General features: G+C 59.9%; 24 protein-coding genes. 4 read left to right on the top strand and 20 right to left on the bottom strand.

Features of this window, described 5'->3' with window-relative positions:
* Window positions 1-154 precede the first annotated feature (154 nt).
* Window positions 155-1303, top strand: a complete 1149-nt coding sequence (locus NK667_RS17740; RefSeq protein ID WP_054615629.1) for an acyl-CoA dehydrogenase family protein — start codon at window positions 155-157, stop codon at window positions 1301-1303.
* Between the two features lie 110 nt (window positions 1304-1413).
* Here NK667_RS17740 and NK667_RS17735 read toward each other — a convergent pair whose 3' ends face one another.
* Window positions 1414-1962 (bottom strand): adenine phosphoribosyltransferase, encoded by a 549-nt coding sequence (locus NK667_RS17735; protein WP_054054065.1) that lies wholly within the window; start codon window positions 1960-1962, stop codon window positions 1414-1416.
* Between the two features lie 79 nt (window positions 1963-2041).
* On the bottom strand, window positions 2042-2773 hold the full coding sequence (fnr, locus tag NK667_RS17730; protein WP_054615628.1) for a fumarate/nitrate reduction transcriptional regulator Fnr: 732 nt from the start codon (window positions 2771-2773) through the stop codon (window positions 2042-2044).
* Between the two features lie 155 nt (window positions 2774-2928).
* Here fnr and NK667_RS17725 point away from each other — a divergent pair, with 155 nt between their 5' ends.
* Window positions 2929-3411: a hypothetical protein gene (locus tag NK667_RS17725; RefSeq protein ID WP_054054069.1), complete on the top strand. Its 483-nt coding sequence runs from the start codon at window positions 2929-2931 to the stop codon at window positions 3409-3411.
* Here NK667_RS17725 and hemN read toward each other — a convergent pair.
* The 7 genes from hemN to ccoG form a co-directional block, all read right to left on the bottom strand.
* A complete protein-coding gene (hemN, locus tag NK667_RS17720; protein ID WP_054615627.1) occupies window positions 3408-4790 on the bottom strand; it encodes an oxygen-independent coproporphyrinogen III oxidase in 1383 nt (460 codons plus the stop codon). The genes NK667_RS17725 and hemN overlap by 4 nt on opposite strands.
* A gap of 39 nt (window positions 4791-4829) precedes the next feature.
* The gene (locus tag NK667_RS17715; protein ID WP_161807671.1) at window positions 4830-4991 is read right to left on the bottom strand and encodes a hypothetical protein; all 162 of its coding nucleotides are present in this window, start codon (window positions 4989-4991) and stop codon (window positions 4830-4832) included.
* A 58-nt stretch (window positions 4992-5049) separates the two neighbouring features.
* Window positions 5050-5733, bottom strand: coding sequence for a sulfite exporter TauE/SafE family protein (locus NK667_RS17710; protein ID WP_054615626.1), 684 nt, complete (start codon window positions 5731-5733; stop codon window positions 5050-5052).
* Window positions 5726-5944 carry a cbb3-type cytochrome oxidase assembly protein CcoS gene (gene ccoS / locus NK667_RS17705; protein WP_047531427.1) on the bottom strand — a complete coding sequence of 73 codons (219 nt, stop codon included), beginning with the start codon at window positions 5942-5944 and terminating at the stop codon, window positions 5726-5728. Before ccoS ends, NK667_RS17710 begins: the two co-directional genes overlap by 8 nt.
* A gap of 24 nt (window positions 5945-5968) precedes the next feature.
* Window positions 5969-8419, bottom strand: coding sequence for a heavy metal translocating P-type ATPase (locus NK667_RS17700; RefSeq protein ID WP_054615625.1), 2451 nt, complete (start codon window positions 8417-8419; stop codon window positions 5969-5971).
* Window positions 8420-8586: 167 nt separating this feature from the next.
* Window positions 8587-9129 carry a FixH family protein gene (locus tag NK667_RS17695; RefSeq protein ID WP_054054076.1) on the bottom strand — a complete coding sequence of 181 codons (543 nt, stop codon included), beginning with the start codon at window positions 9127-9129 and terminating at the stop codon, window positions 8587-8589.
* Between the two features lie 11 nt (window positions 9130-9140).
* A complete protein-coding gene (ccoG, locus tag NK667_RS17690; RefSeq protein WP_054054079.1) occupies window positions 9141-10556 on the bottom strand; it encodes a cytochrome c oxidase accessory protein CcoG in 1416 nt (471 codons plus the stop codon).
* 557 nt (window positions 10557-11113) lie between these two features.
* On the opposite strand from ccoG, the gene NK667_RS17685 reads away from it, so the two are divergent.
* The gene (locus NK667_RS17685) at window positions 11114-12118 is read left to right on the top strand and encodes a metallophosphoesterase family protein (protein WP_054054081.1); all 1005 of its coding nucleotides are present in this window, start codon (window positions 11114-11116) and stop codon (window positions 12116-12118) included.
* A gap of 56 nt (window positions 12119-12174) precedes the next feature.
* Here NK667_RS17685 and ccoP (NK667_RS17680) read toward each other — a convergent pair whose 3' ends face one another.
* The 8 genes from ccoP (NK667_RS17680) to ccoN (NK667_RS17645) form a co-directional block, all read right to left on the bottom strand.
* Window positions 12175-13158, bottom strand: a complete 984-nt coding sequence (ccoP, locus tag NK667_RS17680; RefSeq protein ID WP_054054083.1) for a cytochrome-c oxidase, cbb3-type subunit III — start codon at window positions 13156-13158, stop codon at window positions 12175-12177.
* Window positions 13155-13340, bottom strand: a complete 186-nt coding sequence (locus NK667_RS17675; RefSeq protein WP_003175465.1) for a CcoQ/FixQ family Cbb3-type cytochrome c oxidase assembly chaperone — start codon at window positions 13338-13340, stop codon at window positions 13155-13157. Before NK667_RS17675 ends, ccoP (NK667_RS17680) begins: the two co-directional genes overlap by 4 nt.
* Before the next feature lie 5 nt (window positions 13341-13345).
* Complete coding sequence (gene ccoO, locus NK667_RS17670; protein ID WP_054054085.1) at window positions 13346-13954, bottom strand: cytochrome-c oxidase, cbb3-type subunit II; 609 nt, start codon at window positions 13952-13954, stop codon at window positions 13346-13348.
* Window positions 13954-15396 carry a cytochrome-c oxidase, cbb3-type subunit I gene (gene ccoN, locus NK667_RS17665; RefSeq protein WP_054054087.1) on the bottom strand — a complete coding sequence of 481 codons (1443 nt, stop codon included), beginning with the start codon at window positions 15394-15396 and terminating at the stop codon, window positions 13954-13956. Before ccoN (NK667_RS17665) ends, ccoO (NK667_RS17670) begins: the two co-directional genes overlap by 1 nt.
* A gap of 481 nt (window positions 15397-15877) precedes the next feature.
* A complete protein-coding gene (gene ccoP / locus NK667_RS17660; protein ID WP_054054089.1) occupies window positions 15878-16831 on the bottom strand; it encodes a cytochrome-c oxidase, cbb3-type subunit III in 954 nt (317 codons plus the stop codon).
* Entirely contained in the window at window positions 16828-17028 is a 201-nt protein-coding gene (locus NK667_RS17655) for a cbb3-type cytochrome oxidase subunit 3 (RefSeq protein ID WP_054054091.1), read from the bottom strand. The genes ccoP (NK667_RS17660) and NK667_RS17655 overlap by 4 nt, the downstream gene beginning before the upstream one ends.
* Window positions 17029-17033: 5 nt before the next feature.
* Window positions 17034-17642, bottom strand: coding sequence for a cytochrome-c oxidase, cbb3-type subunit II (ccoO, locus tag NK667_RS17650; RefSeq protein WP_054054093.1), 609 nt, complete (start codon window positions 17640-17642; stop codon window positions 17034-17036).
* Between the two features lie 10 nt (window positions 17643-17652).
* Entirely contained in the window at window positions 17653-19077 is a 1425-nt protein-coding gene (gene ccoN, locus NK667_RS17645; protein WP_054615624.1) for a cytochrome-c oxidase, cbb3-type subunit I, read from the bottom strand.
* Between the two features lie 109 nt (window positions 19078-19186).
* Between ccoN (NK667_RS17645) and NK667_RS17640 the strand changes: the two genes are divergently transcribed.
* Window positions 19187-19864 (top strand): alpha/beta family hydrolase, encoded by a 678-nt coding sequence (locus NK667_RS17640; protein ID WP_054615623.1) that lies wholly within the window; start codon window positions 19187-19189, stop codon window positions 19862-19864.
* A gap of 196 nt (window positions 19865-20060) precedes the next feature.
* Here NK667_RS17640 and NK667_RS17635 read toward each other — a convergent pair whose 3' ends face one another.
* The 3 genes from NK667_RS17635 to acnA all read right to left on the bottom strand — a co-directional run bounded on the left by NK667_RS17635 (window position 20061) and on the right by acnA (window position 26025).
* Window positions 20061-21626 (bottom strand): methyl-accepting chemotaxis protein, encoded by a 1566-nt coding sequence (locus NK667_RS17635; protein WP_054615622.1) that lies wholly within the window; start codon window positions 21624-21626, stop codon window positions 20061-20063.
* A gap of 103 nt (window positions 21627-21729) precedes the next feature.
* The gene (locus tag NK667_RS17630) at window positions 21730-22521 is read right to left on the bottom strand and encodes a CPBP family intramembrane glutamic endopeptidase (RefSeq protein WP_054615621.1); all 792 of its coding nucleotides are present in this window, start codon (window positions 22519-22521) and stop codon (window positions 21730-21732) included.
* A gap of 762 nt (window positions 22522-23283) precedes the next feature.
* Window positions 23284-26025: an aconitate hydratase AcnA gene (gene acnA / locus NK667_RS17625; RefSeq protein WP_054615620.1), complete on the bottom strand. Its 2742-nt coding sequence runs from the start codon at window positions 26023-26025 to the stop codon at window positions 23284-23286.
* Window positions 26026-26053 lie beyond the last annotated feature (28 nt).

Genomic DNA, 26053 nt, shown 5'->3' with positions numbered 1-26053 from the left:
GCTCCCACATTGGATTTGTGTGCACCGCAGATCCCCTGTGGGAGCGGGCTTGCTCGCGAATGGCCGCACTACGGTCCACCTGATTCACACAATCCTGTTGAAAACCAAGCAAGCGCTCGGTTAACGTCGCTGAACCCTTCAGTGGAGTTCGCCGATGCCTGCCTTTCAGGAATACTTCGACCCCAGCCACCAATTGGTCCGCGACAGCGTCAGGCGTTTCGTCGAGCGCGAGATTCTGCCGGACATCGATCAGTGGGAAGAGTCTGAAAGCTTCCCCCGCGAGCTCTACCTCAAGGCTGGTGCCGCCGGCATCCTGGGGATCGGTTACCCCGAATCCCTGGGCGGCAGCCACGAAGGTGATCTGTTCGCCAAGGTCGCGGCCAGCGAAGAACTGATGCGTTGCGGCTCCGGTGGCCTGGTCGCGGGCCTCGGTTCCCTGGACATTGGCTTGCCGCCGATCCTCAAGTGGGCGCGGCCCGAAGTCCGCGACCGAGTGGTGCCGCTAGTGTTGTCCGGCGAGAAAATCAGCGCCCTGGCCATCACCGAACCCAGCGGGGGTTCCGACGTGGCCAACCTGCAAACCCGTGCCGTGCGTGACGGCGACTTCTATCGGGTCAGTGGCAGCAAAACCTTTATCACCAGTGGCGTGCGTGCGGATTTCTACACTGTTGCGGTGCGCACTGGCGAGCCGGGTTTTGGCGGCATCAGCCTGTTGTTGATCGAGAAGGGCACCCCTGGCTTCACCGTCGGCCGGCAATTGAAGAAAATGGGTTGGTGGGCGTCGGACACCGCCGAGTTGTTCTTCGACAATTGCCTGGTGCCTGTAGGCAATCTGATCGGCGCCGAGAACATGGGCTTCGCCTGCATCATGGGCAACTTCCAGAGCGAACGCCTGGCCCTGGCGCTGATGGCCAATATGACCGCGCAGCTTGCGCTGGAGGAAAGCCTGAAATGGGCGCGTCAGCGTGAGGCCTTCGGTAAACCGATCGGCAAATTCCAGGTGCTCAAGCATCGCCTCGCTGAAATGGCCACGGCACTGGAAGTATCACGGGAATTTACCTACCGCCAGGCCGCGAAAATGGCGGCGGGACAGAGTGTGATCAAGGAGATTTCCATGGCCAAGAATTTTGCGACTGACACGGCGGATCGCATCACCACGGATGCGGTGCAGATTCTGGGCGGTTTGGGCTATATGCGCGAGAGTTTGGTGGAGCGCTTGTATCGGGATAACCGGATTCTGTCGATTGGCGGTGGGACGCGGGAAGTGATGAACGAGATTATCAGCAAGCAGATGGGGCTGTGATTTTGTGGTGTGGCGGCTGACGTCTTCGCGGGCGAGCCTCGCTCCTACAGGATTTGCGCTGTCCTTGTAGGAGCGAGGCTTGCCCGCGAAGGCGTCCTCACAAACGCCGCTTACTTTTCCGACAACGCAAACTGCGTCAGGCAGAAGGTAGGAATCCCCATATCTTCCAGCCGTTGCGACCCAAGCAGCTCCGGCAAGTCAATGATCGCCGCCGCTTCATGCACCCGCGCACCCATGCGTCGAATCAGGTTCGCCGCCGCGATCAGCGTTCCGCCAGTGGCAATCAGGTCATCGAACATCACCACCGAATCGCCCTCGCACAGGCTGTCGGCATGCACTTCGAGGAAGGCTTCGCCGTACTCGGTCGCGTAGCCTTCGGCCAGCACGTCCGCTGGCAGTTTGCCTTGCTTGCGGAACAGCACCAGCGGCTTGTTCAACTGATACGCCAACACCGAGCCGATCAGGAAGCCACGAGCGTCCATCGCGCCGATGTGGGTGAAGTCGGCCTCAACGTAGCGGTGGGCGAAGGTGTCCATCACCAGGCGCAGGGCCGTCGGCGATTGGAACAGCGGAGTGATGTCGCGAAAGATCACGCCCGGCTTGGGGAAGTCGATCACGGGGCGGATCAGGGATTTGATGTCGAAGGAGTCGAAGACCATCGTCGAGTTGTCCTGGCAGGCTGCAAACGTCGCAGTATAACGGCGGCTGAACCGTTTCGCTCAGCCGCAATTGCACTAGTCAGTCGAGAGAACCGCCAGCCAGGGCGCAGAGCTGGATCGGGTCGAGGATATGAATTTCCTTACCCTCGGCGGCGATCAGTTCGTTTTGCTGGAAGCGGGTGAACACCCGGGACACGGTTTCCACCGCCAGGCCGAGATAGTTGCCGATTTCGTTGCGCGACATGCTCAGGCGGAACTGGTTGGCCGAGAAGCCGCGGGCGCGGAAGCGCGCGGACAGGTTGACCAGAAACGTCGCGATACGCTCGTCGGCGGTTTTCTTCGACAGCAGCAACATCATTTGCTGATCGTCACGAATCTCGCGACTCATCACCCGCATCAACTGACGACGCAGTTGCGGCAGTTGAATGGACAGTTCGTCGAGACGTTCGAAAGGAATTTCGCAGACCGATGTGGTTTCCAGCGCTTGCGCCGAGACCGGGTGCTTTTCAGTGTCCATGCCCGACAGGCCGACCAGCTCGCTCGGCAAGTGGAAGCCGGTGAGCTGTTCTTCGCCGCCATCGCTTAGGCTGAAGGTCTTCAGGGCGCCGGAGCGTACTGCATAAACGGAATCGAACGTGTCGCCCTGGCGGAACAGGAACTCGCCTTTTTTCAGCGGGCGACCACGTTTGACGATTTCGTCCAGCGCATCCATGTCTTCCAGATTCAGAGAAAGTGGCAGGCAGAGGGGGGCCAGGCTGCAATCCTTGCAATGGGCCTGGCTGTGAGCGCGCAGTTTAACTGGCTCGGACATTTCTTTAATCCTTGTGGGAAAACACACATAAGCCGTAAGGGTAACTCACGGGAGGACATTCAGGCCAGCGCACGGCAATTTTGCCGCAGGCGTGTAAAGCCACGGCTCGGGTGGCCGATAACCTGTCAACTGATCGCCTGCAAGGAACCGCATTCATGTCCGCCATTGGCACGTTGAACCCCGGTAGCAGCGGCTTATCGTCGTTGCTCGACACCTCCAGACTTCCTGCGGTCAATGACTCGGATGTCACGGCGCAGAGTGTCGACACCCCGACTAAAGTCGAAGGCATCAAGGTCTCGCTGTCCGGTGCCGGCATTGAAAAAGCCGCCGAGGCCAAGGGTGAAAACAGCGACATCGAACAAAGCGGTTTGCCGGACAACATTCAGCAGATCCTGAAGATGATTCGTAAATTGCAGCAGCAGATCGCCGAAAAACTCGCCGAAATGCAGGCGGTGATGAAAGATAAACGGCTGAGCCCCGAAGAAAGAAAAGCCAAGCTCGGTGCCTTGCAAGCGTTTATCAACAACCTCAACGGAGGTTTGATCGTCGCCAACAACGCGCTCAGTAAAGCGATGAAGCAAGCAGGCCTGACGCCGGAGCAAGTCCTCAAGGCGGCGTCGCTGGCCATGAAGTCTTAAATCACCCGGGAAAAGCGCTGACGATTCTGCTGTTCCAGGTAGGCATCGAACACCATGCACACCGAACGCACCAGCAAACGTCCGGCGGGAAGAACGGTGATCCGCTCGCTGTCCAGTTCGATCAGGCCGTCCTTGGCCATCGCCTGCAATTGCGGCCAGAGTTCGGCGAAGTAGCCACGGAAATCGATATTGAAGGCCTGTTCGATCCCGGCGAATTCCAGGCTGAAATGGCAGATCAACTGCTGAATCACGGCTCGTCGCAAGCGGTCGTCGGCGTTGCACAGCAGGCCACGGTTGGTCGCCAGTTGCGCCGAAGCCAGGGTGTTTTGGTACAGGTTCAAATCACTGGTGTTCTGGCAGTACAGGTCGCCGATCTGGCTGATCGCCGACACCCCAAGCCCAATCAAATCGCAATGCCCGTGAGTGGTGTAGCCCTGGAAGTTGCGTTGCAGGGTCGATTCTTCCTGGGCAATCGCCAGTTCATCGTCGGGCAGGGCGAAGTGGTCCATGCCGATGTAGCGATAACCAGCCTTGGTCAGTTGTTCGATGGTGCCCTGGAGCATCTCCAGTTTCTGCGCCGGGGTTGGCAGTTCGGCAGTGTTGATCCGCCGCTGCGGCATGAAGCGTTCCGGCAGGTGCGCGTAGTTGAATACCGAGAGCCGGTCCGGTTGCAGGGCGATGACTTCATCCACCGTGCGGGCGAAGTTTTCGGGCGTCTGGCGCGGCAAGCCGTAGATCAGGTCGATGTTGATCGAACGAAACTGCAAGGTTCGCGCGGCGTCGATCACGGCGCGGGTTTCTTCCAGGCTTTGCAGGCGATTGACCGCGCGTTGCACAGCCGGGTCGAGGTCTTGCAGGCCGATACTGACCCGGTTGAAACCCAATTCCCGCAGCAGACCCATGGTTGACCAGTCGGCCTCACGCGGGTCGATTTCGATGCCGTAGTCGCCGGAATCGTCGTCCAGCAGATTGAAATGCTTGCGCAACTGAGCCATCAACTGGCGCAGTTCGTCGTGACTGAGAAAAGTCGGGGTGCCGCCGCCGAAATGCAGTTGCTCGACTTTTTGCGCGGGGTCCAGGTGGCAGGCGATCAACTGGATCTCCTGCTCCAGGCGCTGCAAGTAGGGAAGTGCGCGACCGCGGTCCTTGGTGATGACTTTGTTGCAGGCGCAGTAGTAGCAAATGTTCGCGCAGAACGGCACGTGCACATACAACGACAGCGGCCGTAGCGCTTTGCGGCTGTCACGCAAGGCATGAAACAGGTCGAACGTGCCGACCTGGCTGGTGAATTGAACGGCGGTCGGGTACGAGGTATAGCGCGGCCCCGACAGGTCGTAACGGCGAATCAGATCGGTGTCCCAACGAATGGCGTCGAGCATGCGGGCATTCCCCCGGATAGGCTTGCAGTGGCTGCGAGTCTATGGGGTGCGGCGTTGGGGCATCTTGATTTGCATCAACGGTGTCATTGCCAACCATCGCCCTGTAGCAGCTGCCGAGCCCGCGAGGCTGCGTTCGGCGGCGAAGCCGTCGTAAACCCTGAGTACCAGATCATCCAGATACACCGCACTGCCTGATTTCACGACGGCTTCGCCGCCGAACGCAGCCTCGCAGGCTCGTCAGCTGCTACAGGGCTGCGATCTAATGCCCCATCAACCAATGCTGATGCGGCCCCGGCAATGTCCAGATCCCGAACAGTATCACCAGCAACCCGCCACTCATCCGCACACTGCGCTTGCGCAACAGCGCCGTAACGCGCTCGGCCGCCAGTCCTGTCGCGAGCAACACCGGCCACGTCCCCAACCCGAATGCCAACATCAACAGCCCACTATCGAGCGCATTACCCTGGCTCGCCGCCCACAACAACGTGCTGTAAACCAGCCCGCACGGCAACCAGCCCCAGAGCGCGCCCAGCAACAACGCGCGAGGCAGGCTCGACACCGGCAACAGTTTGTTGGCAATCGGCTGGATATGCCGCCACAGGCCGCGACCGAGGCTTTCGATGCGGGTCAGACCGCTCCACCAGCCGGCCAGGTACAGGCCCATGCTGATCAGCAGCAACCCGGCGATGACGCGCATAAACATCGCCGCCGGGCTGTTGGCCACCGCCCAGCCGGCCAGGCCGATCAGCAGGCCGGCGGTGGCGTAGCTGAGAATTCGCCCGAGGTTGTAGGCCAGCAGCAAGCGGAAGCGCCGGCTGCGTTGCTCCTTGGGAATCGCCAGGGTCAGCGCGCCCATCAAGCCGCCGCACATGCCCAGGCAATGTCCGCCACCGAGCAGGCCCAGGATCACCGCAGACACCAGCAGTGGCGCCAGTTCAAGCATGGGGTGGCGCCTTGTCGTCCGGTTTGGCCGGATGGCCGCTGGCCTCATCGACCGCCGCGGTATGGTTCGGGTCTTGGTCGTCGAACAGAATGCTGTGGGCCGGGCCGTCGAGGTCGTCGTACTGACCGCTGTCGACCGCCCAGAAGAAGATGTAGACGGCGATGGCCACGATCAGCAGCGCTGCCGGGATCATCACGTAAAGAGCTGGCATGAGAACGCTCCATGCCCGCGCGGCTCAGGCCGGCAGCGGGCGGGTTTCTGGCGTGGCGCTGGCCTTGGGCGTGCTCGGCATCCGAGTCAGGCGCAAGGCGTTGAGCACCACGGTCAACGAACTGATCGACATGCCGACCGCGGCCCACACCGGAGTGATCCAGCCGAGGGCGGCGAACGGCAACATGAGGCCATTGTACAGCCCGGCCCACAGCAGGTTCTCGATGATTACCCGACGGGTGCGCCGCGCCAGGCTGAAGGCTTGCACCAAGGCGTCGAGGCGGTTGGACAGCAGCACCGCATCGGCGCTGGTTTTCGCCAGGTCGGTGGCCGAGCCCATGGCCACGCTGATATCAGCCGCCGCCAGTACCGGCACATCGTTGACCCCGTCACCGAGCATCAACACCTTGCGACCTTCCTTGTGCAGCTGTTGCAGCACTTGCAACTTGTCATCGGGACGCAAGCCGCCACGGGCCTCGTCGATACCCAATTCAGCGGCGACGCTGGCGACCATTGGCGAACTGTCGCCGGACAGCAACAATGTGCGCCAGCCGCGCGCTTTGCACGCCGCGAGCAGGGCCGGGGCGTCGGCGCGCAAACGGTCGTCGAGGACAAACCACGCTAGCGGCCCGAAGCTGTCACCGAGCAGCAGCCATTGCCCGGCTTCATTCGGCATCAGCGGCACGCTGGCGCCACTAAGTTCGCAGACAAAGCCCGGCTGGCCGATGCGTAGACGTTGCTCACCGACCAAGCCTTCAAGGCCGAGCCCTGGCGTGCTGAGGACTTCTTCGGCGGCCAAAGGGGCGCGACCAAATGCCCGGGCGATCGGGTGTTCGGAACGGTTTTCCAAGGCTGCCGCGAGGCTCAGGCACTCATCGCTGCCGAGTGAGCCGAGCGGGCGAATCGAACGCAGCGCCAGCCGACCTTCAGTCAGCGTGCCGGTCTTGTCGAAAATCACCGTGTCGATCTGATTCAGGCCTTCCAGCACATGACCACGGGTCAGCAATAAGCCAAGTTTGTGCAGCGTGCCGGTGGCGGCGGTCAGCGCGGTCGGCGTGGCCAGCGACAAGGCGCACGGGCAAGTCGCCACCAGCATCGCCAGCACGATCCAGAACGCTCGCGACGAATCCAGTTCCCACCACAACAGGCCGATGGCGGCGGCGGCGATCAGCGACAGCAGCAGGAACCATTGGGCGGCGCGGTCGGCGATTTCCGCCAGGCGCGGTTTTTCGGCTTGGGCGCGGTCGAGCAGGCGAACGATGGCGGAAAGTCGCGTGTCATGACCCAGCGCTAATACTTCAACGGTCAACGCGCCTTCAACGTTCAGGGTCCCGGCGGTAACCGCATCGCCGAGGGTGCGCGGTTGCGGCAGGTATTCGCCGGTGAGCAGGGATTCGTCGATGCTCGACTGGCCGTCGAGGATCTTGCCATCGGCCGGCAGGACTGCACCGGGATGCACCAGCACGTGATCGCCGACGCGCAATTCGCTGAGCAGGATTCGCTCGCTCTGGCCGTCGGCACTCAGACGCAGGCAAGAAGCGGGCAGCAGATTGACGAGTTGCGCGGTGGCTGCGGCGGTGCGTTCCCGGGCGCGACGTTCCAGGTATCGTCCGGCCAGCAGGAATAGCGCGAACATGCCGACAGCGTCAAAGTACAGCTCGCCGACTCCGGTGATCGAGGTCCAGATCCCGGCGAGATACGCGCTGCCGATTGCCAGCGACACCGAGACGTCCATGGTCAGGTGACGGGTGCGCAGGTCGCGCATCGCGCCTTTGAAGAACGGCGCGCAGCTGTAGAACACGATGGGTGTGGTCAGGAACAGCGCGACCCAGCGCAGGATGGTGTGCAGTTCCGGGCTGAGGTCGATATTGAATTCCGGCCAGGTGGCCATGGTCGCCATCATCGCCTGGAACCACAGCAGCCCGGCGACACCGAGTTGGCGCAGGGCCAGACGGTTTTCGCTGGCCAGTTGTTCGCTGGCGCGGTCGGCCTGATAAGGGTGGGCGACGTAACCGATGTGGCGCAGTTCGCCGAGCACCTGGCTAAGCGGCAATTGGGCGTCGGCCCAGCGCACATGCAGGCGATGGTTGGACAGGTTCAGCCGCGCCTCGGCCACCGCCGGCAAGCTGCGCAGGTGTTTCTCGATCAACCAGCCGCAGGCAGCGCAGCTGATGCCTTCCATCAACAGTGTGGTTTCAGCGAGTTCGCCTTCGTGACGAACGAAGGGTTGTTGGACGTCGGCGCGGTCGTACAGCGCCAGTTCGTCCACCAGTTGCACGGGAAGGGATTCGGGGTTGGCCGAGGCTTCGCTGCGATGCTGGTAATAACTTTCCAGACCTCCGGCCACGATGGCCTCAGCCACGGCCTGGCAACCCGGGCAGCAGAGCTCGCGGGTTTCACCGAGGACAACGGCGGTGAAGCGGCTGCCGGCCGGGACGGGCAGGGCGCAGTGGTAGCAGGGGGTTGGGGTGGTCATGATGTGGATCTATGTCTTCCGGGATGGCCTCATCCCCGTAGGAGCTGTCGAGTGAAACGAGGCTGCGATCTTTTGATGTTGTTTTCAAAAGCAAGATCAAGAGATCGCAGCCTCGTTTCACTCGACAGCTCCTACAGGTTTTGCAGGTTTTACAGGTTTTGCAGGATTTACGGTCTCTTCAGGTCTTCCGCGCCTTGCAGCGGTTCATCGCCCAGCAGCAGGTCTTTATCGTGGCTGACCTGTTCTTCTTCGAACATGCGCCAGGTCTTGTCGTCCTGCACGCCCAGCAATTCGACAAAGCGACGACCTTCGACCTGGTCGCTCATCTGGCCGATGTAGCGGCCCTGTTCGGTTTCACTGCGGGTCAGGGTGATCTTGCGATCCTTCTCCGGCTGGGTCGGCGAGATCAGGTTCAGTTCGACGGTCTTGGGCTGGCTGTTGCCGCTCAGGCGCAGGTCGACTTCACCGGTCAGCTCATCCAGATGCACCTTGGCGCGCAGTTGCAGGGTCTGGGCCAGCAGTTCGCGGTCCAGCGAACGATTGATGCCTTTGCCCGCCTCGTAGTAATTGTCGTTGACCAGGTTGTCCGGGTTGTTCACGGCGATGGTCACCATCGACAGGGTCAGGGTCACCGAGCAGGCCAGAATCCCGATGATGATCCACGGCCAAAGATGCTTGTACCAAGGGCTTGCGGCAGTTGCTGCGGGCATGATCACTTCTCTCAACGAATTTGTGGGCCGATGAATCGGCTCTTGGCTTCAACGTGGACGCTGTCGTCATCGGCATCCTTGAGGGTGAATTTCACCTCATTGGTGCTCGATGGCAATTGCTCCGGCGCGCTGGACAATTCCACCGGCTGGCTGAAAATTTCCCCGGCGGCGACTTTGATCTCGCGCTTGCCTTGCAGCTTGAGGTCCGGCAGGCCGCTGGCTTCCAGCAGGTAAGTGTGGTCGCGCTGGTCCTTGTTCATGATCTTCAGGCTGTAGACGTTTTCGATCCGGCCTTCGGCGTTCTCGCGGTACAGCACGCGGTCCTTGCTGACGTCGAAGCCCACCAGCGAACGCATGACGAATGCAGTCACCAGCAAGCCGATCATGGTCAGCAGCACTACCGCATAGCCGATCAGGCGCGGGCGCAGTTTATGGGTTTTCTGCCCGGACAGGTTGTGCTCGGTGGTGTAGCTGATCAGGCCGCGCGGGTACTCCATCTTGTCCATGATGCTGTCGCAGGCATCGATGCACGCGGCGCAACCGATGCACTCGATCTGCAGGCCGTCGCGGATGTCGATACCGGTCGGGCAGACCTGGACGCACATGGTGCAGTCGATGCAATCGCCCAGGCCCTGAGCCTTGTAGTCCACGCCTTTTTTGCGCGGGCCACGGGATTCGCCGCGACGCGGGTCGTAGGAGACGATCAGGGTGTCCTTGTCGAACATCACGCTCTGGAAGCGCGCGTACGGGCACATGTAGATGCACACTTGCTCGCGCAACCAGCCGGCATTGCCGTAGGTGGCGAGGGTGAAGAAACCGACCCAGAAGTACGACCAGCCATCCGCCTCGCCGGTGAAGAAGTCGATGGTCAGTTCGCGGATCGGCGAGAAGTACCCGACGAAGGTCATGCCGGTGACAAAACCGATCAACAGCCACATCGAGTGTTTGCTGAATTTGCGCAGGAATTTGTTGGCGCTCATCGGCGCCTTGTCGAGCTTGATGCGTTGGTTGCGGTCGCCTTCGGTGACCTTCTCGCACCACATGAAAATCCAGGTCCAGACGCTTTGCGGGCAGGTATAGCCGCACCAGACACGCCCGGCGTACACCGTAATGAAGAACAGACCGAAGGCGCTGATGATCAGCAGGCCCGAGAGCAGGATGAAATCCTGGGGCCAGAAGGTCGCGCCAAAAATGAAAAATTTACGTTCCGGCAGGTTCCACCAGACGGCCTGGTGGCCGCCCCAGTTCAACCACACCGTACCGAAATACAGCAGGAACAAACCGGCCCCGCCCATCATCCGCAAGTTGCGGAACAGACCGGTGAAGGCGCGGGTGTAGATCTTTTCTCGAGAGGCGTAGAGGTCAACGCTGTTGTTCGCGTTCTTGGCAGGCGGGGTAACGTCGTGTACCGGAATCTGATTGCTCATCATTGCATCCCACGGCAGTGGAAAAATGCCTCGGTCAGTACGTGCCGACCGCGGTCAAAAAGAGGTGTTGCAGTGGCGCAATGATACGCCTGTCGCTCTAGCTCAAGGGTGCGACCTTTGGTCGCGTTGGGGGAAAAGCCTGGATGGTGTAGCAGATGTAACAAAGCATGATCCAGATCAATTGACTATAGACGATCCACGATGTGCTTCGAGAGAAGCGCGTTGGCGCTGCACTGTGCGAAGGCGCGGTCACGTTCAAGGGAGGCGACCACCACCCAGGCCGCCCGTGCAGTTTCCAGGCGCCAGCGCCGGAATTAAAGGATTGCTTGAAGTGGCTGAGATAGCTGATTCCAGAATAGGACAGGTCATTTCTTCTTTGGTGATTACCTGTGAATGAATCGCTCTTCTTGATAACTTTACTTTGGAAGTTGCGGACATATATTCATATTAATTAGTTGCGATCTGATGTTTGTAATTTATTGGGTTCTCGAATAGTTTGCAGTGGTGCAGCGCAAACGGGTTGTGCGCTTATTAAAGAATAAAGGAAATGGAATTCTATGAATATCAATACAGTGACGAGCCTGCTTGCTGGCCTGGGTTTATTGTCGATCGCTTCTCTCGCGCATTCGATTGAAAATACACCTCGCCATATGGTGTTTGCATCCGACCCCCAATATCCGTGGACGGACAAGACCGATCGTCGGGACGACGAGTTGGACGTCGAGTTTGAAAAGCGCGCGAAATGGCTGGTGGAAAGCCAGTTCGCGAGTATTGCCGATTTCCGGAAGCAGTCGGGGGGACAGTCGGAGGTGCCCTTGATGATCAACGGCGACATGACCGCGTTTGGTCACGGATGGCAGCGCTCCTATATCAATTCGACGTTGAAGAAATACTTCGATAAAGACTTCCTGTACGGGCTGGGTAATCACGATTACGCCAATAATGTCGATGACTGTTTTACCAATAGTTGTGCTGCAGGAAGTATTGTTGACTATAAAGAACATCATGAAGGAACAGTCGATGAGTTTGATTTGAAAGTGACTGGCGGGCCCTTGAACAGATTGTATTCAGGCAGTCTGGCCTATTCGAAGAACATTGGTGAAGTGCATCTGGTTCAACTCAACTTTGAGCCGACCTATGAGGTGAAAATTTCCCATCCGTTGAACCCGACCACGTTCAACATCACCCATGCGCTGGATTGGCTGGAGAATGACCTGCTGATGGCTCGAACCCAGGGCTACGCCATCATCGTCAACATGCACAGCCCTGACCAATGGAAAGGCAACTGGGACCAGCTCAAGCGTTTCAAGGACATGGTCACGAAGTACGAGGTCACGGCGATCTTTGCCGGTCATTACCATGAAGACGGCGGTGCGCTGTTGTACCTGGGCAACGTGCCGACCTTCCTCAGCGGCAGCGCATCCCAGCAGACGTACCTGATCGCCAGTTTCTCCGAGGATCGCAAACTGTTGCATATCAATTTCGTGGAAGACAACCAGTGGCGCAAACGCGAGCTGTTGCGCACGGTGCCAGTGAAATCGATCTTTGCCCAGCGCCCATGAAAAAGGCCCCGCCAGTGAACTGGCGGGGCCGTTTTTTGTTGCTTCAAGCGTTTGCCTTATTGGGCATCCGCCGCCGGAGCTTTCTCGCCGTGAGACAAGCTGTAGACGTAAGCGGCCAGCAGGTGAACCTTGTCGTTGCCTTGCAGCTGTTCTTGCGCAGGCATCTGGCCCTGACGGCCGTAACGGATGGTCTGCTGCAGTTGAGCGAAGCTCGAACCGTAGATGAATGCCGCTGGGTGGGTCAGGTTGGGCGCGCCCATCGCTGGCGTACCTTTGCCTTCCGGGCCGTGGCATACGGCGCAGTTGGCGGCGAACAGTTTCTGCCCGGCAGCCGGGTCGGCCTTGGTGCCTTCCGGCAGTTTGCGTCCATCGAGGTTGGTCAGCACGAACGAGGCAACGTCTGCCACGCCTTGCTCGCCGATCACTTCAGCCCACGCCGGCATGACCGCATGACGGCCACCCATGATGGTGGTCTTGATGGTTTCCGGCTCGCCACCCCAGCGCCAGTCGGCGTCGGTCAGGTTAGGGAAGCCATAAGCACCCTTGGCGTCGGAACCATGGCAGACCGAGCAGTTGGAGGCGAACAGACGGCCACCCATCTTCAGGGCTTGCGGGTCCTTGGCGACTTCTTCGATTGGCATGGACGCGAACTTGGCGAAGATCGGGCCGAACTTGGCGTCCGACTTGGCCATTTCCTTTTCCCACTCGTGAACGCCGGTCCAGCCGGTCTGGCCGTTGGCGAACGCAGTCTGCTTGTCGTTATCGAGGTAGTTGTAGCCTGGCAGCAGGCCTTTCCAGTTACCCAGGCCTGGATACAGCACCAGGTAGCCCAGGGCGAAGATGATGGTGCCCACGAACAGCATGAACCACCATTTCGGCAGTGGGTTGTCGTACTCCTCGATCCCGTCGAAGGAGTGGCCAACAGTCTCTTCGGTGGCTTCGCTGCGCTGGCCCTTGCGGGTGGACAGCAGCAGCCAGGTCAGGGCGAAGATCGTACCCAGACTGAGGACTGTGACGTACAGACTCCAGAACGTAGTCATTCTTTGTTACTCCTAGAAGCTTGCTCGACGTGCTTGATGGCTTCGGGATCATCCGCGAAAGGCAGCAAGGTCGCGTCTTCAAACTCCGACTTGCGCTTGGGGCTGAACACCCACAACGCCAGACCGATAAAGGCAACCATCACGACAACGGTGCCCAGGCCACGAATCATCCCGATATCCATCTAAATCACCGTTTGCTTTTGATGATGGTGCCCAGGCCTTGCAGATAGGCCACCAGCGCGTCCATTTCGGTTTTGCCCTTCACGGCATCCTTGGCGCCGGCGATGTCTTCGTCGGTGTAAGGGACGCCGAGCGTGCGCAAGACTTCGAGTTTCTTGGCGGTGTCTTTGCCGTCGAGCTTGTTTTCCACGAGGAACGGGTAAGCCGGCATTTTCGACTCAGGCACCACGTTGCGCGGGTTATACAAGTGCGCACGCTGCCAGTCATCGGAGTAACGACCGCCGACGCGGGCCAGGTCCGGACCGGTACGCTTGGAACCCCACAGGAACGGGTGGTCCCAGACGCTTTCACCGGCGACCGAGTAGTGGCCGTAACGTTCGGTTTCAGCACGGAACGGGCGGATCATCTGCGAGTGGCAGCCGACACAACCGTTGGCGATAAAGACGTCGCGTCCTTCGACTTCAAGCGCCGGGCGAGGCTTCATGCCTTCGACCGGCTTGTTGGTAACGTCCTGGAAAAACAGCGGGACGATCTGGGTCAGGCCGCCGATGCTGACGGCGATGACCATGAAGAAGGCCAGCAGGCCAATGTTCTTCTCGACTGCTTCATGCTTCATCAGTGAGCTCCAACTACAGCAATCTGAGCGGCGGCTTCGGCTTCAGCCGGGTTCGAGGCACGTACGGTACGCCATACGTTGTAGGCCATGAACAGCATGCCGCTGGCAAAGAACGCACCGCCCAGGGCGCGAACGATGTAGCCAGGGTGGCTGGCTTGCAGCGCTTCGACGAACGAGTAGGTGAGGGTGCCGTCGTCGTTGATTGCACGCCACATCAGACCCTGGGTGATGCCGTTGACCCACATCGAAGCGATGTACAGGACGGTACCGATGGTCGCGAGCCAGAAGTGCGTGTTGATCAGGCCGATGCTGTGCATCTGCACGCGACCGAACAGTTTCGGGATCATGTGGTAGATCGCGCCGATCGAGATCATCGCTACCCAGCCGAGCGCGCCGGCGTGTACGTGGCCGATGGTCCAGTCGGTGTAGTGCGAGAGCGAGTTGACGGTCTTGATCGCCATCATCGGACCTTCGAAGGTCGACATGCCGTAGAACGCCAGCGATACCACGAGGAAGCGCAGGATCGGGTCGGTGCGCAGCTTATGCCAGGCGCCCGACAGGGTCATCATGCCGTTGATCATGCCGCCCCAGCTTGGCGCCAGCAGGATGATCGACATCGCCATACCCAGGGACTGAGCCCAGTCCGGCAGTGCGGTGTAGTGCAAGTGGTGCGGGCCGGCCCAGATGTAGAGGGTGATCAGTGCCCAGAAGTGCACGATGGACAGGCGATAGGAGTAAATCGGACGCTCGGCCTGCTTCGGAACGAAGTAGTACATCATCCCGAGGAAACCGGTGGTCAGGAAGAAGCCCACCGCGTTGTGGCCGTACCACCACTGGATCATCGCGTCCGTCGCACCCGAGTAAGCCGAGTAGGACTTGAACAGGCTGACCGGCAGCGACATGTGGTTGACGATGTGCAGCATCGCGGTCACGACGATGAACGCGCCGTAGAACCAGTTACCCACATAGATGTGCTTGGTCTTGCGCTTGACGATGGTGCCGAAGAACACCAGACCGTAAACGACCCAGACAATGGCCAGCAGAATAGCCAGCGGCCATTCCAGTTCGGCGTATTCCTTGGTGGTGGTGTAACCCAGCGGCAAGGTCACGATCGCGCCGATGATCACCGCTTGCCAACCCCAGAAGTGGAAGGCAGCGAGGCTGTCGGAAATCAGTCGCGTTTGGCAGGTTCGCTGCACGACGTAATAAGAAGTGGCAAACAGTGCACAACCACCGAAGGCGAAAATCACCAGGTTGGTGTGCAACGGGCGTAAGCGTCCAAAAGTCGTCCACGGCAGACCGAAGTTCAATTCCGGCCATACAAGCTGTGAGGCGATGAAGACACCAAGCCCCATGCCAAGGATCCCCCAGACCACCGTCATGATGGCGAACTGGCGGACTACCTTATAGTTATAAGCAGTCGGACTGATTGCTGTGCTCATTCTAAGGTTCCACGGTTTGGGTGTTTTATTAGGATAAAAATCGGCCGCAAGTATGTAGAAAGCAGGGGGGCATTGCAACGCACCATGACCTGGGTCAATGCTTTCAGAAGCTGATTCTGCGGCCTTTCCATGCGCCGCGTAAGGACAAAATTGCCCCCGGACAAAATGTCGCAGCGGAAGAAAAAGGCGAGGGGTTCAAGTCAGTTGTAACGGGGTGTGTTCAAACGCAAGGTTCAGGTGACAGAAGGCAATTTGCACGACAGCCGGTATCTACCAGCCTTTGCGGCCTGTCATTGAGCAGATTCGTCGAACACATCGGCTAAGGTCGACCTGGAACCGGTACTTTGCCAGTCCGCATCGAGCAAGCGTAGACCCGATTCCGGGGAACCGAAAGGGAGACTGAAGGAGGGTGCGACAATGGGTCGCAAAGAAGCAGGGAACTGCCGCATCCGGGAGAATGCGGCAGTAGAGCGGTCAAGAATTATTCGCTTTTGCCTTCAGCCTGCAAACGCTCGGTGCTGACACCCTGCGACAAGCTGAAAACGTAAGCCGCCAGCAATTGCACCTTATCGTTGCCGAGCAATTCGTTCTGCGCCGGCATATGGCCCTGGCGGCCATGACGTATGGTTTGTTGCAGTTGCGCCAGGCTTGAACCGTAGATAAATCCGGCCGGGTGCGTCAGGTTCGGCGCGCCCATGGCTTCAGTGCCGTGGCCATTTGCCCCATGACAGGCTACGCAAGTCGTGCTGAACAATTGCTGTCCGGCTTGCACGTCTGCATTGCTGTCGGCGGGCAGCGGCAGGCCGGCCAGTTCGTGACGCACATACGCGGCGACGTTCTTCACGCCCGCCTCGCCGAGGATTTCACCCCAGGCCGGCATCGCCGCCATGCGTCCACCCATGATTGTGGTTTTGATCATGTCGGCATCGCCGCCCCAGCGCCAATCACTGTCGACCAGGTTCGGGAATCCGAAGGCGCCCTTGGCATCCGAGCCGTGGCACACCGCGCAATTGGAGGCAAACAGGCGACCGCCCATTTTCAGCGCTTGCGGGTCCTTGGCGACTTCTTCCACCGGCATGGCGGCGAATTTGGCGAAGATCGGGCCGAACCTGGCGTCGGCCTTGTTCATCTCCTTTTCCCATTCATGGACACCGGTCCAGCCGTCCTCGTAACCCGGCAGGATGCCTTTCCAGTTACCCAGGCCCGGATACAGCACCAGATAACCCACGGCAAACACCAGCGTGCCGGCGAACAGCATGAACCACCATTGCGGCAGCGGGTTGTCGTACTCCTCGATGCCGTCGAAGCTGTGGCCCATGGTCTGGTCGACGCTGCCCTTGGTCTCGCCCTTGCGGGTGCCGACCAGCAGCCAGGTCAGGCCGATCAGGCTGCCGATGGTCAGTACGCAGATCCACGTACTCCAGAAGGTGGTCATGGCCGGGTACTCCTTGTTTCAGTTTCTTGGGTGGCGTCGTCGGGAAGCGGTTCGTCGGCGAACGGCAGCAAACGTGCTTCGGCGAATTCCGGGCTGCGCTTGCCGTTGAACACCCACAACGCGAGGCCGACGAAGGCCACGAACACCACGACCGTGCCGAGGCCGCGAATCATTCCACTGCTCATTTCAAAGACCATTTGGCTCACCTCTTGCTCTTGATGGCAGTGCCGAGCACTTGCAGGTAGGCGACCAGCGCGTCCATCTCGGTCTTGCCCTTGAGCGAGGCGACGGCACCGCTGATGTCGTCGTCGCTGTACGGCACGCCGAGGGTGCGCATGGCCTTGATCTTGGTTTCGGTGTGGCTGCTGTCGAGTTGATTGGCGACCAGCCATGGGTAGGCCGGCATTTTCGATTCCGGCACCACGTTGCGCGGGTTGTACAAGTGCGCGCGGTGCCAGTCTTCGGAGTAGCGGCCGCCGACCCGCGCCAGGTCCGGCCCGGTGCGCTTGGAGCCCCACAGGAACGGGTGATCCCAGACGCTTTCACCGGCCACCGAGTAGTGCCCGTAGCGTTCGGTCTCTGCGCGAAATGGCCGGATCATCTGCGAGTGGCAACCGACACAGCCTTCACGGATGTAAATGTCGCGACCTTCCAGTTGCAGCGCGGTGTAGGGCTTCATGCCTTCCACCGGTTTATTGGTCACGTCCTGGAAGAACAGCGGGACGATCTGGGTCAGACCGCCGATGCTCACGGCCAGGACCATCAGCAACAGCAGCAGGCCGACGTTTTTCTCGATTGTTTCGTGTTTCATGGCGGACTCCTCAGGCCATCTGCGCGGCAGCGGCGGCTTCGGCAGGCTGCGAGGCCCGCACGGTGCGCCAGGTGTTGTAGGCCATCAGCAACATGCCGCTGAAGAAGATCGCGCCGCCCACCAACCGCACGACGAAGCCTGGGTGGCTGGCCACCAGGGTTTCGACGAAGGAGTAGGTCAGCGTGCCGTCTTCGTTGACTGCGCGCCACATGAGGCCCTGGGCGATGCCGTTGACCCACATCGAGGCGATGTAGAGCACGGTGCCGATGGTCGCGAGCCAGAAGTGCGCGTTGATCAAGCCGATGCTGTGCATCTGCTGGCGGCCGAAGATTTTCGGGATCATGTGGTACAGCGCGCCGATGGAAATCATCGCCACCCAGCCGAGCGCGCCGGCGTGAACGTGGCCGATGGTCCAGTCGGTGTAGTGGGAGAGGGCGTTGACGGTTTTGATCGCCATCATCGGCCCTTCGAAGGTCGACATGCCGTAGAACGCCAGGGAAACCACTAGGAAGCGCAGGATCGGATCGCTGCGCAACTTATGCCAGGCCCCAGAGAGCGTCATCATGCCGTTGATCATCCCGCCCCAGCTCGGCGCGAGCAGGATCAGCGACATCACCATGCCCAGCGACTGCGCCCAGTCCGGCAGCGCGGTGTAGTGCAAGTGGTGCGGGCCGGCCCAGATGTACAGGGTGATCAGGGCCCAGAAGTGCACGATCGACAGACGATACGAGTACACCGGGCGCTCGGCCTGTTTCGGCACGAAGTAGTACATCATCCCGAGGAAACCGGCGGTCAGGAAGAAACCCACCGCGTTGTGGCCGTACCACCACTGCACCATGGCGTCAGTCGCGCCGCCGTACAGCGAGTAGGACTTGGTCCAGCTCACCGGGATTTCCAGGTTGTTTACGATGTGCAGGATCGCCACGGTGATGATGAACGCACCGAAGAACCAGTTGCCGACGTAGATGTGCTTGGTCTTGCGCTTGGCCAGTGTGCCGAAGAACACGATGGCGTAGGCGACCCAGACGATGGTGATCAGAATGTCGATCGGCCATTCCAGCTCGGCGTATTCCTTGGAACTGGTGTACCCCAGCGGCAGGCTGATGGCCGCGAGGACAATCACCAGTTGCCAGCCCCAGAAACAGAACTGGGCGATTTTTGGTGCAAACAGTTGGGTCTGGCAGGTGCGTTGCACCGAGTAGAACGAACTGGCGAACAGGGCGCAGCCGCCGAAGGCGAAGATCACCGCGTTGGTGTGCAACGGGCGCAGGCGGCCGAAACTGGTCCACGGCAAATTGAAGTTGAGTTCGGGCCAGACCAATTGGGCCGCGAGAAAAACCCCGAGGCCCATGCCGACGATGCCCCACACCACCGTCATAATGGCGAATTGGCGGACCACCTTGTAGTTGTAGGCGGTACTGATAGAAGTGTTCATGGTTCCCCATCCACGGTTCAGCCGAAGTAGAGGCGTGTCTTTGCGAGTAAGCCGCAAGACAAGCGCTCCCTTCGCCTGGAGTTATAGGCAGACTAAAAGCGAGGCAAGCATGGACAAAGAGCACAAGGCCAGTATTGACGGGGATCAATGGGGGCGGTGCGTGGCCGAACATGGCTGGTTGTGGGATGCGGCTTCGGCGCCGTCATCGACCACGCTGATCCTCGCCCACGGTGCCGGTGCGCCGATGGACAGCGGCTGGATGAACGACATGGCTGCGCGCCTTGCTGCACTTGGCGTCAACGTGCTGCGCTTCGAGTTTCCGTACATGGCGCAGCGGCGCCTCGATGGCGGCAAACGTCCGCCGAATCCGGCACCGAAACTGCTGGAATGCTGGCGTGAGGTGTATGCCGAGGTGCGACGCCATGTCACTGGGCGTTTGGCGATTGGCGGCAAGTCCATGGGCGGGCGGATGGCGAGTCTGCTGGCAGATGAATTGGGTGCGGATGCGCTGGTATGCCTGGGTTATCCGTTCTATGCGGTGGGGAAACCGGAGAAGCCGCGAGTCGAAAATTTGGCCGGGCTGAAGACCCGGACCTTGATTGTGCAGGGCGAGCGGGATGCGTTGGGTAATCGAGAGGCTGTCGAGGCTTATTCGTTGTCGCCGAGCATCGAGGTGTTCTGGCTGGTGGCGGGGGATCATGATTTGAAGCCGTTGAAGGCGTCCGGGTTTAGTCATGAGCAGCATTTGGCGGCTGCGGCGGGGAAAGTGGCGTCTTTTCTTCAGTGATTTTTGCGGTGTAGCGAATGGCCTCTTCGCGGGCAAGCCTCGCTCCTACAGGTTATTGGTGTCCGCATGAACGGCGCCCAACCCGTAGGAGCGAGGCTTGCCCGCGAAGAGGCCCGCACAGGCACCCTCTCTTTCAAGCTGGCAATAAAAAACCCGGAAGCTTTCGCTATCCGGGTTTTTGTCTTTCCAGCACCAATCAGCGGTTAAACCGCTCCACCAACGAGTACTGGGTACTCGCCGTCTTGGTCAGTTCTTCACTCAGCAACGCCGAGTGTTGAGCCTGCTCCGAGGTCTGGTCCGCCAGTTGCGAGATGTTGCTGATGTTGCGGCTGATTTCTTCGGCCACCGAGCTTTGCTCTTCAGTCGCAGCGGCAATCTGCGTGGTCATGTCGGTGATATGAGCCACCGCTTCGCTGATGCCGATCAGGGCCTTATCCGCTTCCAGAACCCGCGCCACACCTTCTTCGGCCTGGCGATGCCCGGCGTCCATGGTTTGTACGGCGGTGTTGGCGGTCTGTTGCAGCTTGGCGATCAGCGCATGGATCTGCCCGGTGGATTCGCTGGTGCGTTGCGCCAGTTGGCGCACTTCGTCCGCGACGACCGCGAAACCACGACCCATTTCACCGGCGCGCGCTGCTTCAATAGCGGCGTTGAGTGCCAGCAGGTTGGTCTGGTCGGCGATGCCTTTGATCACGTCGACCACGCCACCGATTTCGTCGCTGTCCTTGGCCAGTTGCGTCACGGTCAGACCGGTTTCACCGACCACCACCGACAGGCGCTGGATGGCTTCGCGGGTTTCCCCGGCGATGTCGCGACCGCGACTGGTCAGGCGATTGGCTTCCTGGGTGGCGTCAGCGGTGCGTTGCACGTGGCTGGCGACTTCCTGGGTAGTAGCGGCCATCTGGTTGACGGCGGTGGCGACTTGTTCGGTTTCGACGCGCTGACGTTCCAGGCCGCTGGAGCTGTTGTGCGCCAGGGTGTCGGACTGCTTCGCTTGCTCGGTCAGGTGCTCGGCGGTGTCCTGCAGACGAGTCAGGCAGGTTTTCAGGCGTGCTTCCTGGCTGAGGATCGACATTTCCAGACGCGCCTGGGCGCCACGGCTGTCGGTGTACATCTGCGCGATCAGCGGGTCGGAAGTGGTTTGCCCGGCCAGGACCAGCAGGCGCTTGAGGCCGCGCTGTTGCCAGCTCAGACCCAGCAGGCCCAGTGGCACCGAAAGACCGGCAGCCAGGGCAAAACCCCAGTGGGAGTTCAGCGACGCACCAATCATGAAGCTCAATTGGCTGACCAGAATGAACGGTACCCAGTCCTGAAGGACCGGCAGCCATTTGTCTGACGAAGGAATCGCCGACTTGCCCTGGTTGATGCGCTGGTAGAGCGCTTCGGCCCGGCCGATCTGTTCGGCGGTGGGTTTGATCCGCACCGACTCGTAGCCGACCACCTGATTGCCTTCGAAAACCGGTGTGACATAGGCGTTAACCCAGTAGTGATCACCGGTCTTGCAGCGATTCTTGACAATGCCCATCCATGGCAAGCCTTGTTTCAAAGTACCCCACATATGCGCGAACACCGCCGCCGGCACGTCAGGGTGACGAACCAGGTTGTGCGGCGCACGGATCAGCTCTTCACGGGAAAACCCACTGATTTCGACGAAGGCGTCGTTGCAGTAAGTGATCACGCCTTTGGCGTCGGTCGTGGAAATCAACCGTTGCTGAGCCGGGAAGGTCCGTTCGCGTTGTGTAATGGGTTGGTTGTTACGCATGGCTATTTCAATCCGTGAGGCTTTGAGAGGTTGTCGGCGTGGTCAGGGATTTATTGAAATTAAATTTCAATAATCAGCGGCGCGTCGCAAAACGACCGTTGCGTCAGCCGGCAAGCATCGGGTAGGTGAAGAGGCCGAAATGCAGCAGGTTCAAGCCGAAATGGGTAGCGATGGCCGCACCCAACCCGCCAAATCGGTAGGCCAGACCATAGCCGACACCCGCCAGGCTCGCCAGTAACACCCATTGCCAGCCCGCGCCCAAATGCGCCAGGCCGAACAATAGCGAGGCCAGCAACAGGGCGAGGTTTTCACCGTAGGGTAGATGTTTGAAACGCCGGCTCAGACCGCCCTGGATATAGCCGCGAAACAGCGCTTCCTCTACCAGTGTCACCAGCAGCAGGTTGTTCAAGACCCAGAGCCAGGCTTGGTCTGGCCACTTCGGCGCCCAACTGATCACGCCGAGCAACAGCGCGCCACCCAACGCCAGGACGACGCTCAAGGTCAGCGCCAACGCCGTGGCATAGATGGACAACCGTAGCGAGCGCCGACCAACAATCCATGGGCACACCAGCAACAACCAGAAACCAATCAGCGGTTTGTCCTGGTTCAAATACATGGAAAACGGCACGGCATCGTCGGTGAAACGCTGTGGGTCGATACCGCGACCATTGTAGAAACCCGGCAGCCAGTGCATCGCCAGCGCCAACGCCAGAACGATAAACAAACCATGGCCGAGGTAACGGGCGACTGGAACCTTTTGCTGGCGCACGGCGAATCCGGCGAATAGCAGCAGGGCGACAGAGATAGCCGCCAGCCAGCCGAGATGGCCATAGATCAAGGCCAGGGCATAACCGATGCAGAGGAGTGCCAGGTAGAGCCATGGCAGAGCGGGCATGTGAAATCCTTGTGTCCGAAAATTTGTGGGCGCCTCGGCCCCTGTGGGAGCGAGCTTGCTCGCGATGAGGCCATTACATCCAACATCAATGTCGTCTGTCAGTACGCCATCGCGAGCAAGCTCGCTCCCACAATGGATTGGTGTTGTTCAGGAGATTGGTGTTCGACACATGACCCCTTGTGGGAGCGAGCCTGCTCGCGAAGGGGGCATAGCATAAACATTGACGCTGACTGTCAGTACGCTTTCGCGAGCAGGCTCACTCCCACAGTAGATCGGTGTTGTTCAGGGAATTTTTGTTCGACACATAACCCCTGTGGGAGCGAGCTTGCTCGCGATGAGGCCATTACATCCAACATCAATGTCGTCTGTCAGTACGCCATCGCGAGCAAGCTCGCTCCCACAATGGATTGGTGTTGTTCAGGGAATTTTTGTTCGACACATAACCCCTGTGGGAGCGAGCTTGCTCGCGATGAGGCCATTACATCCAACATCGATGCCGCCTGTCAGTACGCCATCGCGAGCAAGCTCGCTCCCACAATGGATTGGTGTTGTTCAGGGAATTTTTGTTCGACGCATAACCCCTGTGGGAGCGAGCCTGCTCGCGAAGGGGCCATCAAATCCAGCATCAATGTCGCCTGATGCTCCGCCTTCGCGAGCAAGCCCGCTCCCACAATTGATCGCTGGTGTGCAGGGTATTTTTGTTCACTTCTCAGCACAAACAAAAACACCGCCCGAAGGCGGTGTCTCTGTCAGCAGCGGTGTTTATGAGGCAATCAGCTGTCGCAACACGTAATGCAAAATCCCCCCGGCCTTGAAGTATTCGACTTCGTTCAGCGTATCAATCCGGCACAACACCTCGACCTTCTCAGTGGTCCCGTTTTCACGGGTGATCACCAGCGTCAGGTTCATTCGCGGTGTGACCTCGACGCCGGTCAAACCAAGAATATCCACAGTTTCCTTGCCGGTCAGGTTCAGGCTCTTGCGGTTCTGATCTAACTTGAACTGCAGCGGCAATACGCCCATGCCCACCAGGTTGGAGCGGTGAATCCGTTCGAAGCTTTCAGCGATAACCGCTTTCACCCCCAGCAGATTGGTGCCCTTCGCCGCCCAATCGCGGCTCGACCCGGTACCGTATTCTTGCCCGGCAATCACCACCAGTGGCGTGCCCGACGCTTGATAGCGCATGGCGGCGTCGTAGATCGGCAGTCGCTCGCCGGTCGGAATGTAGATCGTGTTGCCACCCTCTTCACCACCGAGCATTTCATTGCGAATGCGGATGTTGGCGAAGGTGCCGCGCATCATCACTTCATGGTTGCCGCGCCGCGAACCGTAGGAGTTGAAGTCGCGCGGCTCCACGCCTTTCTCGCGCAAGTAACGACCGGCCGGGCTGTCGGCCTTGATGTTGCCAGCGGGGGAGATGTGGTCGGTGGTCACCGAGTCGCCGAGCAGCGCCAGCACGTTGGCTTTTTTCACGTCCTGAATCACCGGCAACGGCCCGCCGATGTCATCGAAGAACGGCGGATGCTGGATGTACGTCGAATCTTCCTGCCAGACATAAGTCGCGGCCTGCGGCACTTCAATCGCCTGCCACTGCTCGTCGCCGGCAAACACTTCGGCGTATTCCTTGTGGAACATCGCGGTGTTGACCTGATTCACCGCGTCGGCGATCTCTTTGGTGCTCGGCCAGATGTCCCGCAGGAAAACCGGGTTGCCGTCCTTGTCATCACCCAGGGATTCGCTGCTGATGTCGATCCGCACCGTACCCGCCAGCGCATAAGCGACGACCAGCGGCGGGGAGGCCAGCCAGTTGGTTTTCACCAGCGGATGCACCCGGCCCTCGAAGTTGCGGTTGCCGGACAACACCGACGCTACCGCCAGATCGGCTTTCTGGATGGCTTTCTCGATCGGCTCCGGCAACGGTCCGGAGTTGCCGATGCAAGTGGTGCAGCCATAACCGACCAGGGCAAAACCCAGTTCATCGAGGTACTGCGTCAAACCCGCAGCCTTGTAGTAATCGGTGACCACTTTCGACCCCGGCGCCAATGAACTCTTGACCCACGGTTTGCGCTTCAGGCCTTTCTCGACTGCCTTCTTCGCCACCAACCCGGCCGCCATCATCACGCTCGGGTTGGAGGTGTTGGTGCAGGACGTGATCGCAGCGATCACCACTGCACCGTTTTTCAGCCGGTAGGTATGGCCGTCAGACTCGTAGTCCGCCTCGCCGACCATGTCCGCGTTACCCACCGCAACACCGCCGCCACCTTCACTTTCCAGGCGTCCTTCTTCCTTGCTGGTGGGTTTGATTTGCAGGCCGAGGAAGTCACTGAAAGCCTGGGCGACATTCGGCAGCGAAACACGATCTTGCGGGCGTTTTGGCCCGGCGAGACTGGCTTCGACAGAGCCCATGTCGAGTTCCAGGCTGTCGGTAAAGATCGGTTCCTTGCCTGGCAGGCGCCACAGGCCCTGGGCCTTGGAGTAGGCCTCGACCAGTTTCACCACTTCCGGCGGACGCCCGGACAGGCGCAGGTATTCCAGGGTCACGTCGTCCACCGGGAAGAAACCGCAAGTCGCGCCGTATTCCGGGGCCATGTTGGCGATGGTCGCGCGGTCGGCCAGCGGCAGGTCAGCGAGGCCGTCGCCGTAGAACTCGACGAATTTGCCGACCACGCCTTTTTTGCGCAGCATCTGCGTGACGGTCAGCACCAGGTCGGTGGCGGTGATGCCTTCCTTGAGCTTGCCGGTGAGTTTGAAACCGATCACTTCCGGAATCAGCATCGACACCGGTTGGCCGAGCATCGCCGCTTCGGCTTCGATCCCGCCCACGCCCCAGCCGAGTACGCCGAGGCCGTTGATCATGGTGGTGTGGGAGTCGGTGCCGACCAGGGTGTCGGGGAACGCGTAAGTGCGGCCGTCCTCATCCTTGGTCCAGACCGTGCGACCCAGATATTCCAGGTTCACCTGGTGGCAGATCCCGGTGCCCGGCGGCACCACGCTGAAGTTGTCGAAGGCACTCTGGCCCCAGCGCAGGAACGCGTAACGTTCACCGTTGCGCTGCATTTCGATGTCGACGTTTTGTTCGAAAGCGCTGGAGCTGGCGAATTTGTCGACCATCACCGAGTGGTCGATCACCAGATCCACCGGCGACAGCGGATTGATGCGCTGCGGGTCGCCGCCAGCCTTGGCCATCGCGGCGCGCATGGCGGCCAGATCGACCACGGCGGGCACGCCGGTAAAGTCCTGCATTAATACACGGGCAGGGCGGTATTGGATTTCGCGGTCGGAGCGACGCTCCTTGAGCCAGGCCGCGATGGCCTTGAGGTCGGCGCCGGTGACGGTTTTTTCGTCCTCCCAGCGCAGCAGGTTTTCCAGCAGGACTTTCAACGACATCGGCAGCTTGTCGAGATCACCGAGGCTCTTGGCAGCGTCGGGCAGACTGAAATAATGGTAGGTCTTGTCGTCTATTTGTAAGGTTTTAAGGGTTTTCAGGCTATCGAGGGACGGCATTTGAAATGACTCCTTTGGGTCCGCACGG

The sequence above is a fragment of the Pseudomonas nunensis genome, from assembly GCF_024296925.1.
Taxonomy (GTDB): Bacteria; Pseudomonadota; Gammaproteobacteria; order Pseudomonadales; family Pseudomonadaceae; genus Aquipseudomonas; species Aquipseudomonas nunensis.
This window is presented reverse-complemented; position numbering and strand designations above follow the sequence as displayed.

What these genes read in the sequence shown, in the direction of transcription:
- NK667_RS17740 (WP_054615629.1), top strand. Translation starts at nt 155, where the DNA reads ATGCCTGCCTTTCAGGAATACTTCGACCCCAGCCACCAATTGGTCCGC.
- NK667_RS17735 (WP_054054065.1), bottom strand. Translation starts at nt 1,962, where the DNA reads ATGGTCTTCGACTCCTTCGACATCAAATCCCTGATCCGCCCCGTGATC.
- fnr (WP_054615628.1), bottom strand. Translation starts at nt 2,773, where the DNA reads ATGTCCGAGCCAGTTAAACTGCGCGCTCACAGCCAGGCCCATTGCAAG.
- NK667_RS17725 (WP_054054069.1), top strand. Translation starts at nt 2,929, where the DNA reads ATGTCCGCCATTGGCACGTTGAACCCCGGTAGCAGCGGCTTATCGTCG.
- hemN (WP_054615627.1), bottom strand. Translation starts at nt 4,790, where the DNA reads ATGCTCGACGCCATTCGTTGGGACACCGATCTGATTCGCCGTTACGAC.
- NK667_RS17710 (WP_054615626.1), bottom strand. Translation starts at nt 5,733, where the DNA reads ATGCTTGAACTGGCGCCACTGCTGGTGTCTGCGGTGATCCTGGGCCTG.
- ccoS (WP_047531427.1), bottom strand. Translation starts at nt 5,944, where the DNA reads ATGCCAGCTCTTTACGTGATGATCCCGGCAGCGCTGCTGATCGTGGCC.
- NK667_RS17700 (WP_054615625.1), bottom strand. Translation starts at nt 8,419, where the DNA reads ATGACCACCCCAACCCCCTGCTACCACTGCGCCCTGCCCGTCCCGGCC.
- NK667_RS17695 (WP_054054076.1), bottom strand. Translation starts at nt 9,129, where the DNA reads ATGCCCGCAGCAACTGCCGCAAGCCCTTGGTACAAGCATCTTTGGCCG.
- ccoG (WP_054054079.1), bottom strand. Translation starts at nt 10,556, where the DNA reads ATGAGCAATCAGATTCCGGTACACGACGTTACCCCGCCTGCCAAGAAC.
- NK667_RS17685 (WP_054054081.1), top strand. Translation starts at nt 11,114, where the DNA reads ATGAATATCAATACAGTGACGAGCCTGCTTGCTGGCCTGGGTTTATTG.
- ccoP (WP_054054083.1), bottom strand. Translation starts at nt 13,158, where the DNA reads ATGACTACGTTCTGGAGTCTGTACGTCACAGTCCTCAGTCTGGGTACG.
- NK667_RS17675 (WP_003175465.1), bottom strand. Translation starts at nt 13,340, where the DNA reads ATGGATATCGGGATGATTCGTGGCCTGGGCACCGTTGTCGTGATGGTT.
- ccoO (WP_054054085.1), bottom strand. Translation starts at nt 13,954, where the DNA reads ATGAAGCATGAAGCAGTCGAGAAGAACATTGGCCTGCTGGCCTTCTTC.
- ccoN (WP_054054087.1), bottom strand. Translation starts at nt 15,396, where the DNA reads ATGAGCACAGCAATCAGTCCGACTGCTTATAACTATAAGGTAGTCCGC.
- ccoP (WP_054054089.1), bottom strand. Translation starts at nt 16,831, where the DNA reads ATGACCACCTTCTGGAGTACGTGGATCTGCGTACTGACCATCGGCAGC.
- NK667_RS17655 (WP_054054091.1), bottom strand. Translation starts at nt 17,028, where the DNA reads ATGGTCTTTGAAATGAGCAGTGGAATGATTCGCGGCCTCGGCACGGTC.
- ccoO (WP_054054093.1), bottom strand. Translation starts at nt 17,642, where the DNA reads ATGAAACACGAAACAATCGAGAAAAACGTCGGCCTGCTGCTGTTGCTG.
- ccoN (WP_054615624.1), bottom strand. Translation starts at nt 19,077, where the DNA reads ATGAACACTTCTATCAGTACCGCCTACAACTACAAGGTGGTCCGCCAA.
- NK667_RS17640 (WP_054615623.1), top strand. Translation starts at nt 19,187, where the DNA reads ATGGACAAAGAGCACAAGGCCAGTATTGACGGGGATCAATGGGGGCGG.
- NK667_RS17635 (WP_054615622.1), bottom strand. Translation starts at nt 21,626, where the DNA reads ATGCGTAACAACCAACCCATTACACAACGCGAACGGACCTTCCCGGCT.
- NK667_RS17630 (WP_054615621.1), bottom strand. Translation starts at nt 22,521, where the DNA reads ATGCCCGCTCTGCCATGGCTCTACCTGGCACTCCTCTGCATCGGTTAT.
- acnA (WP_054615620.1), bottom strand. Translation starts at nt 26,025, where the DNA reads ATGCCGTCCCTCGATAGCCTGAAAACCCTTAAAACCTTACAAATAGAC.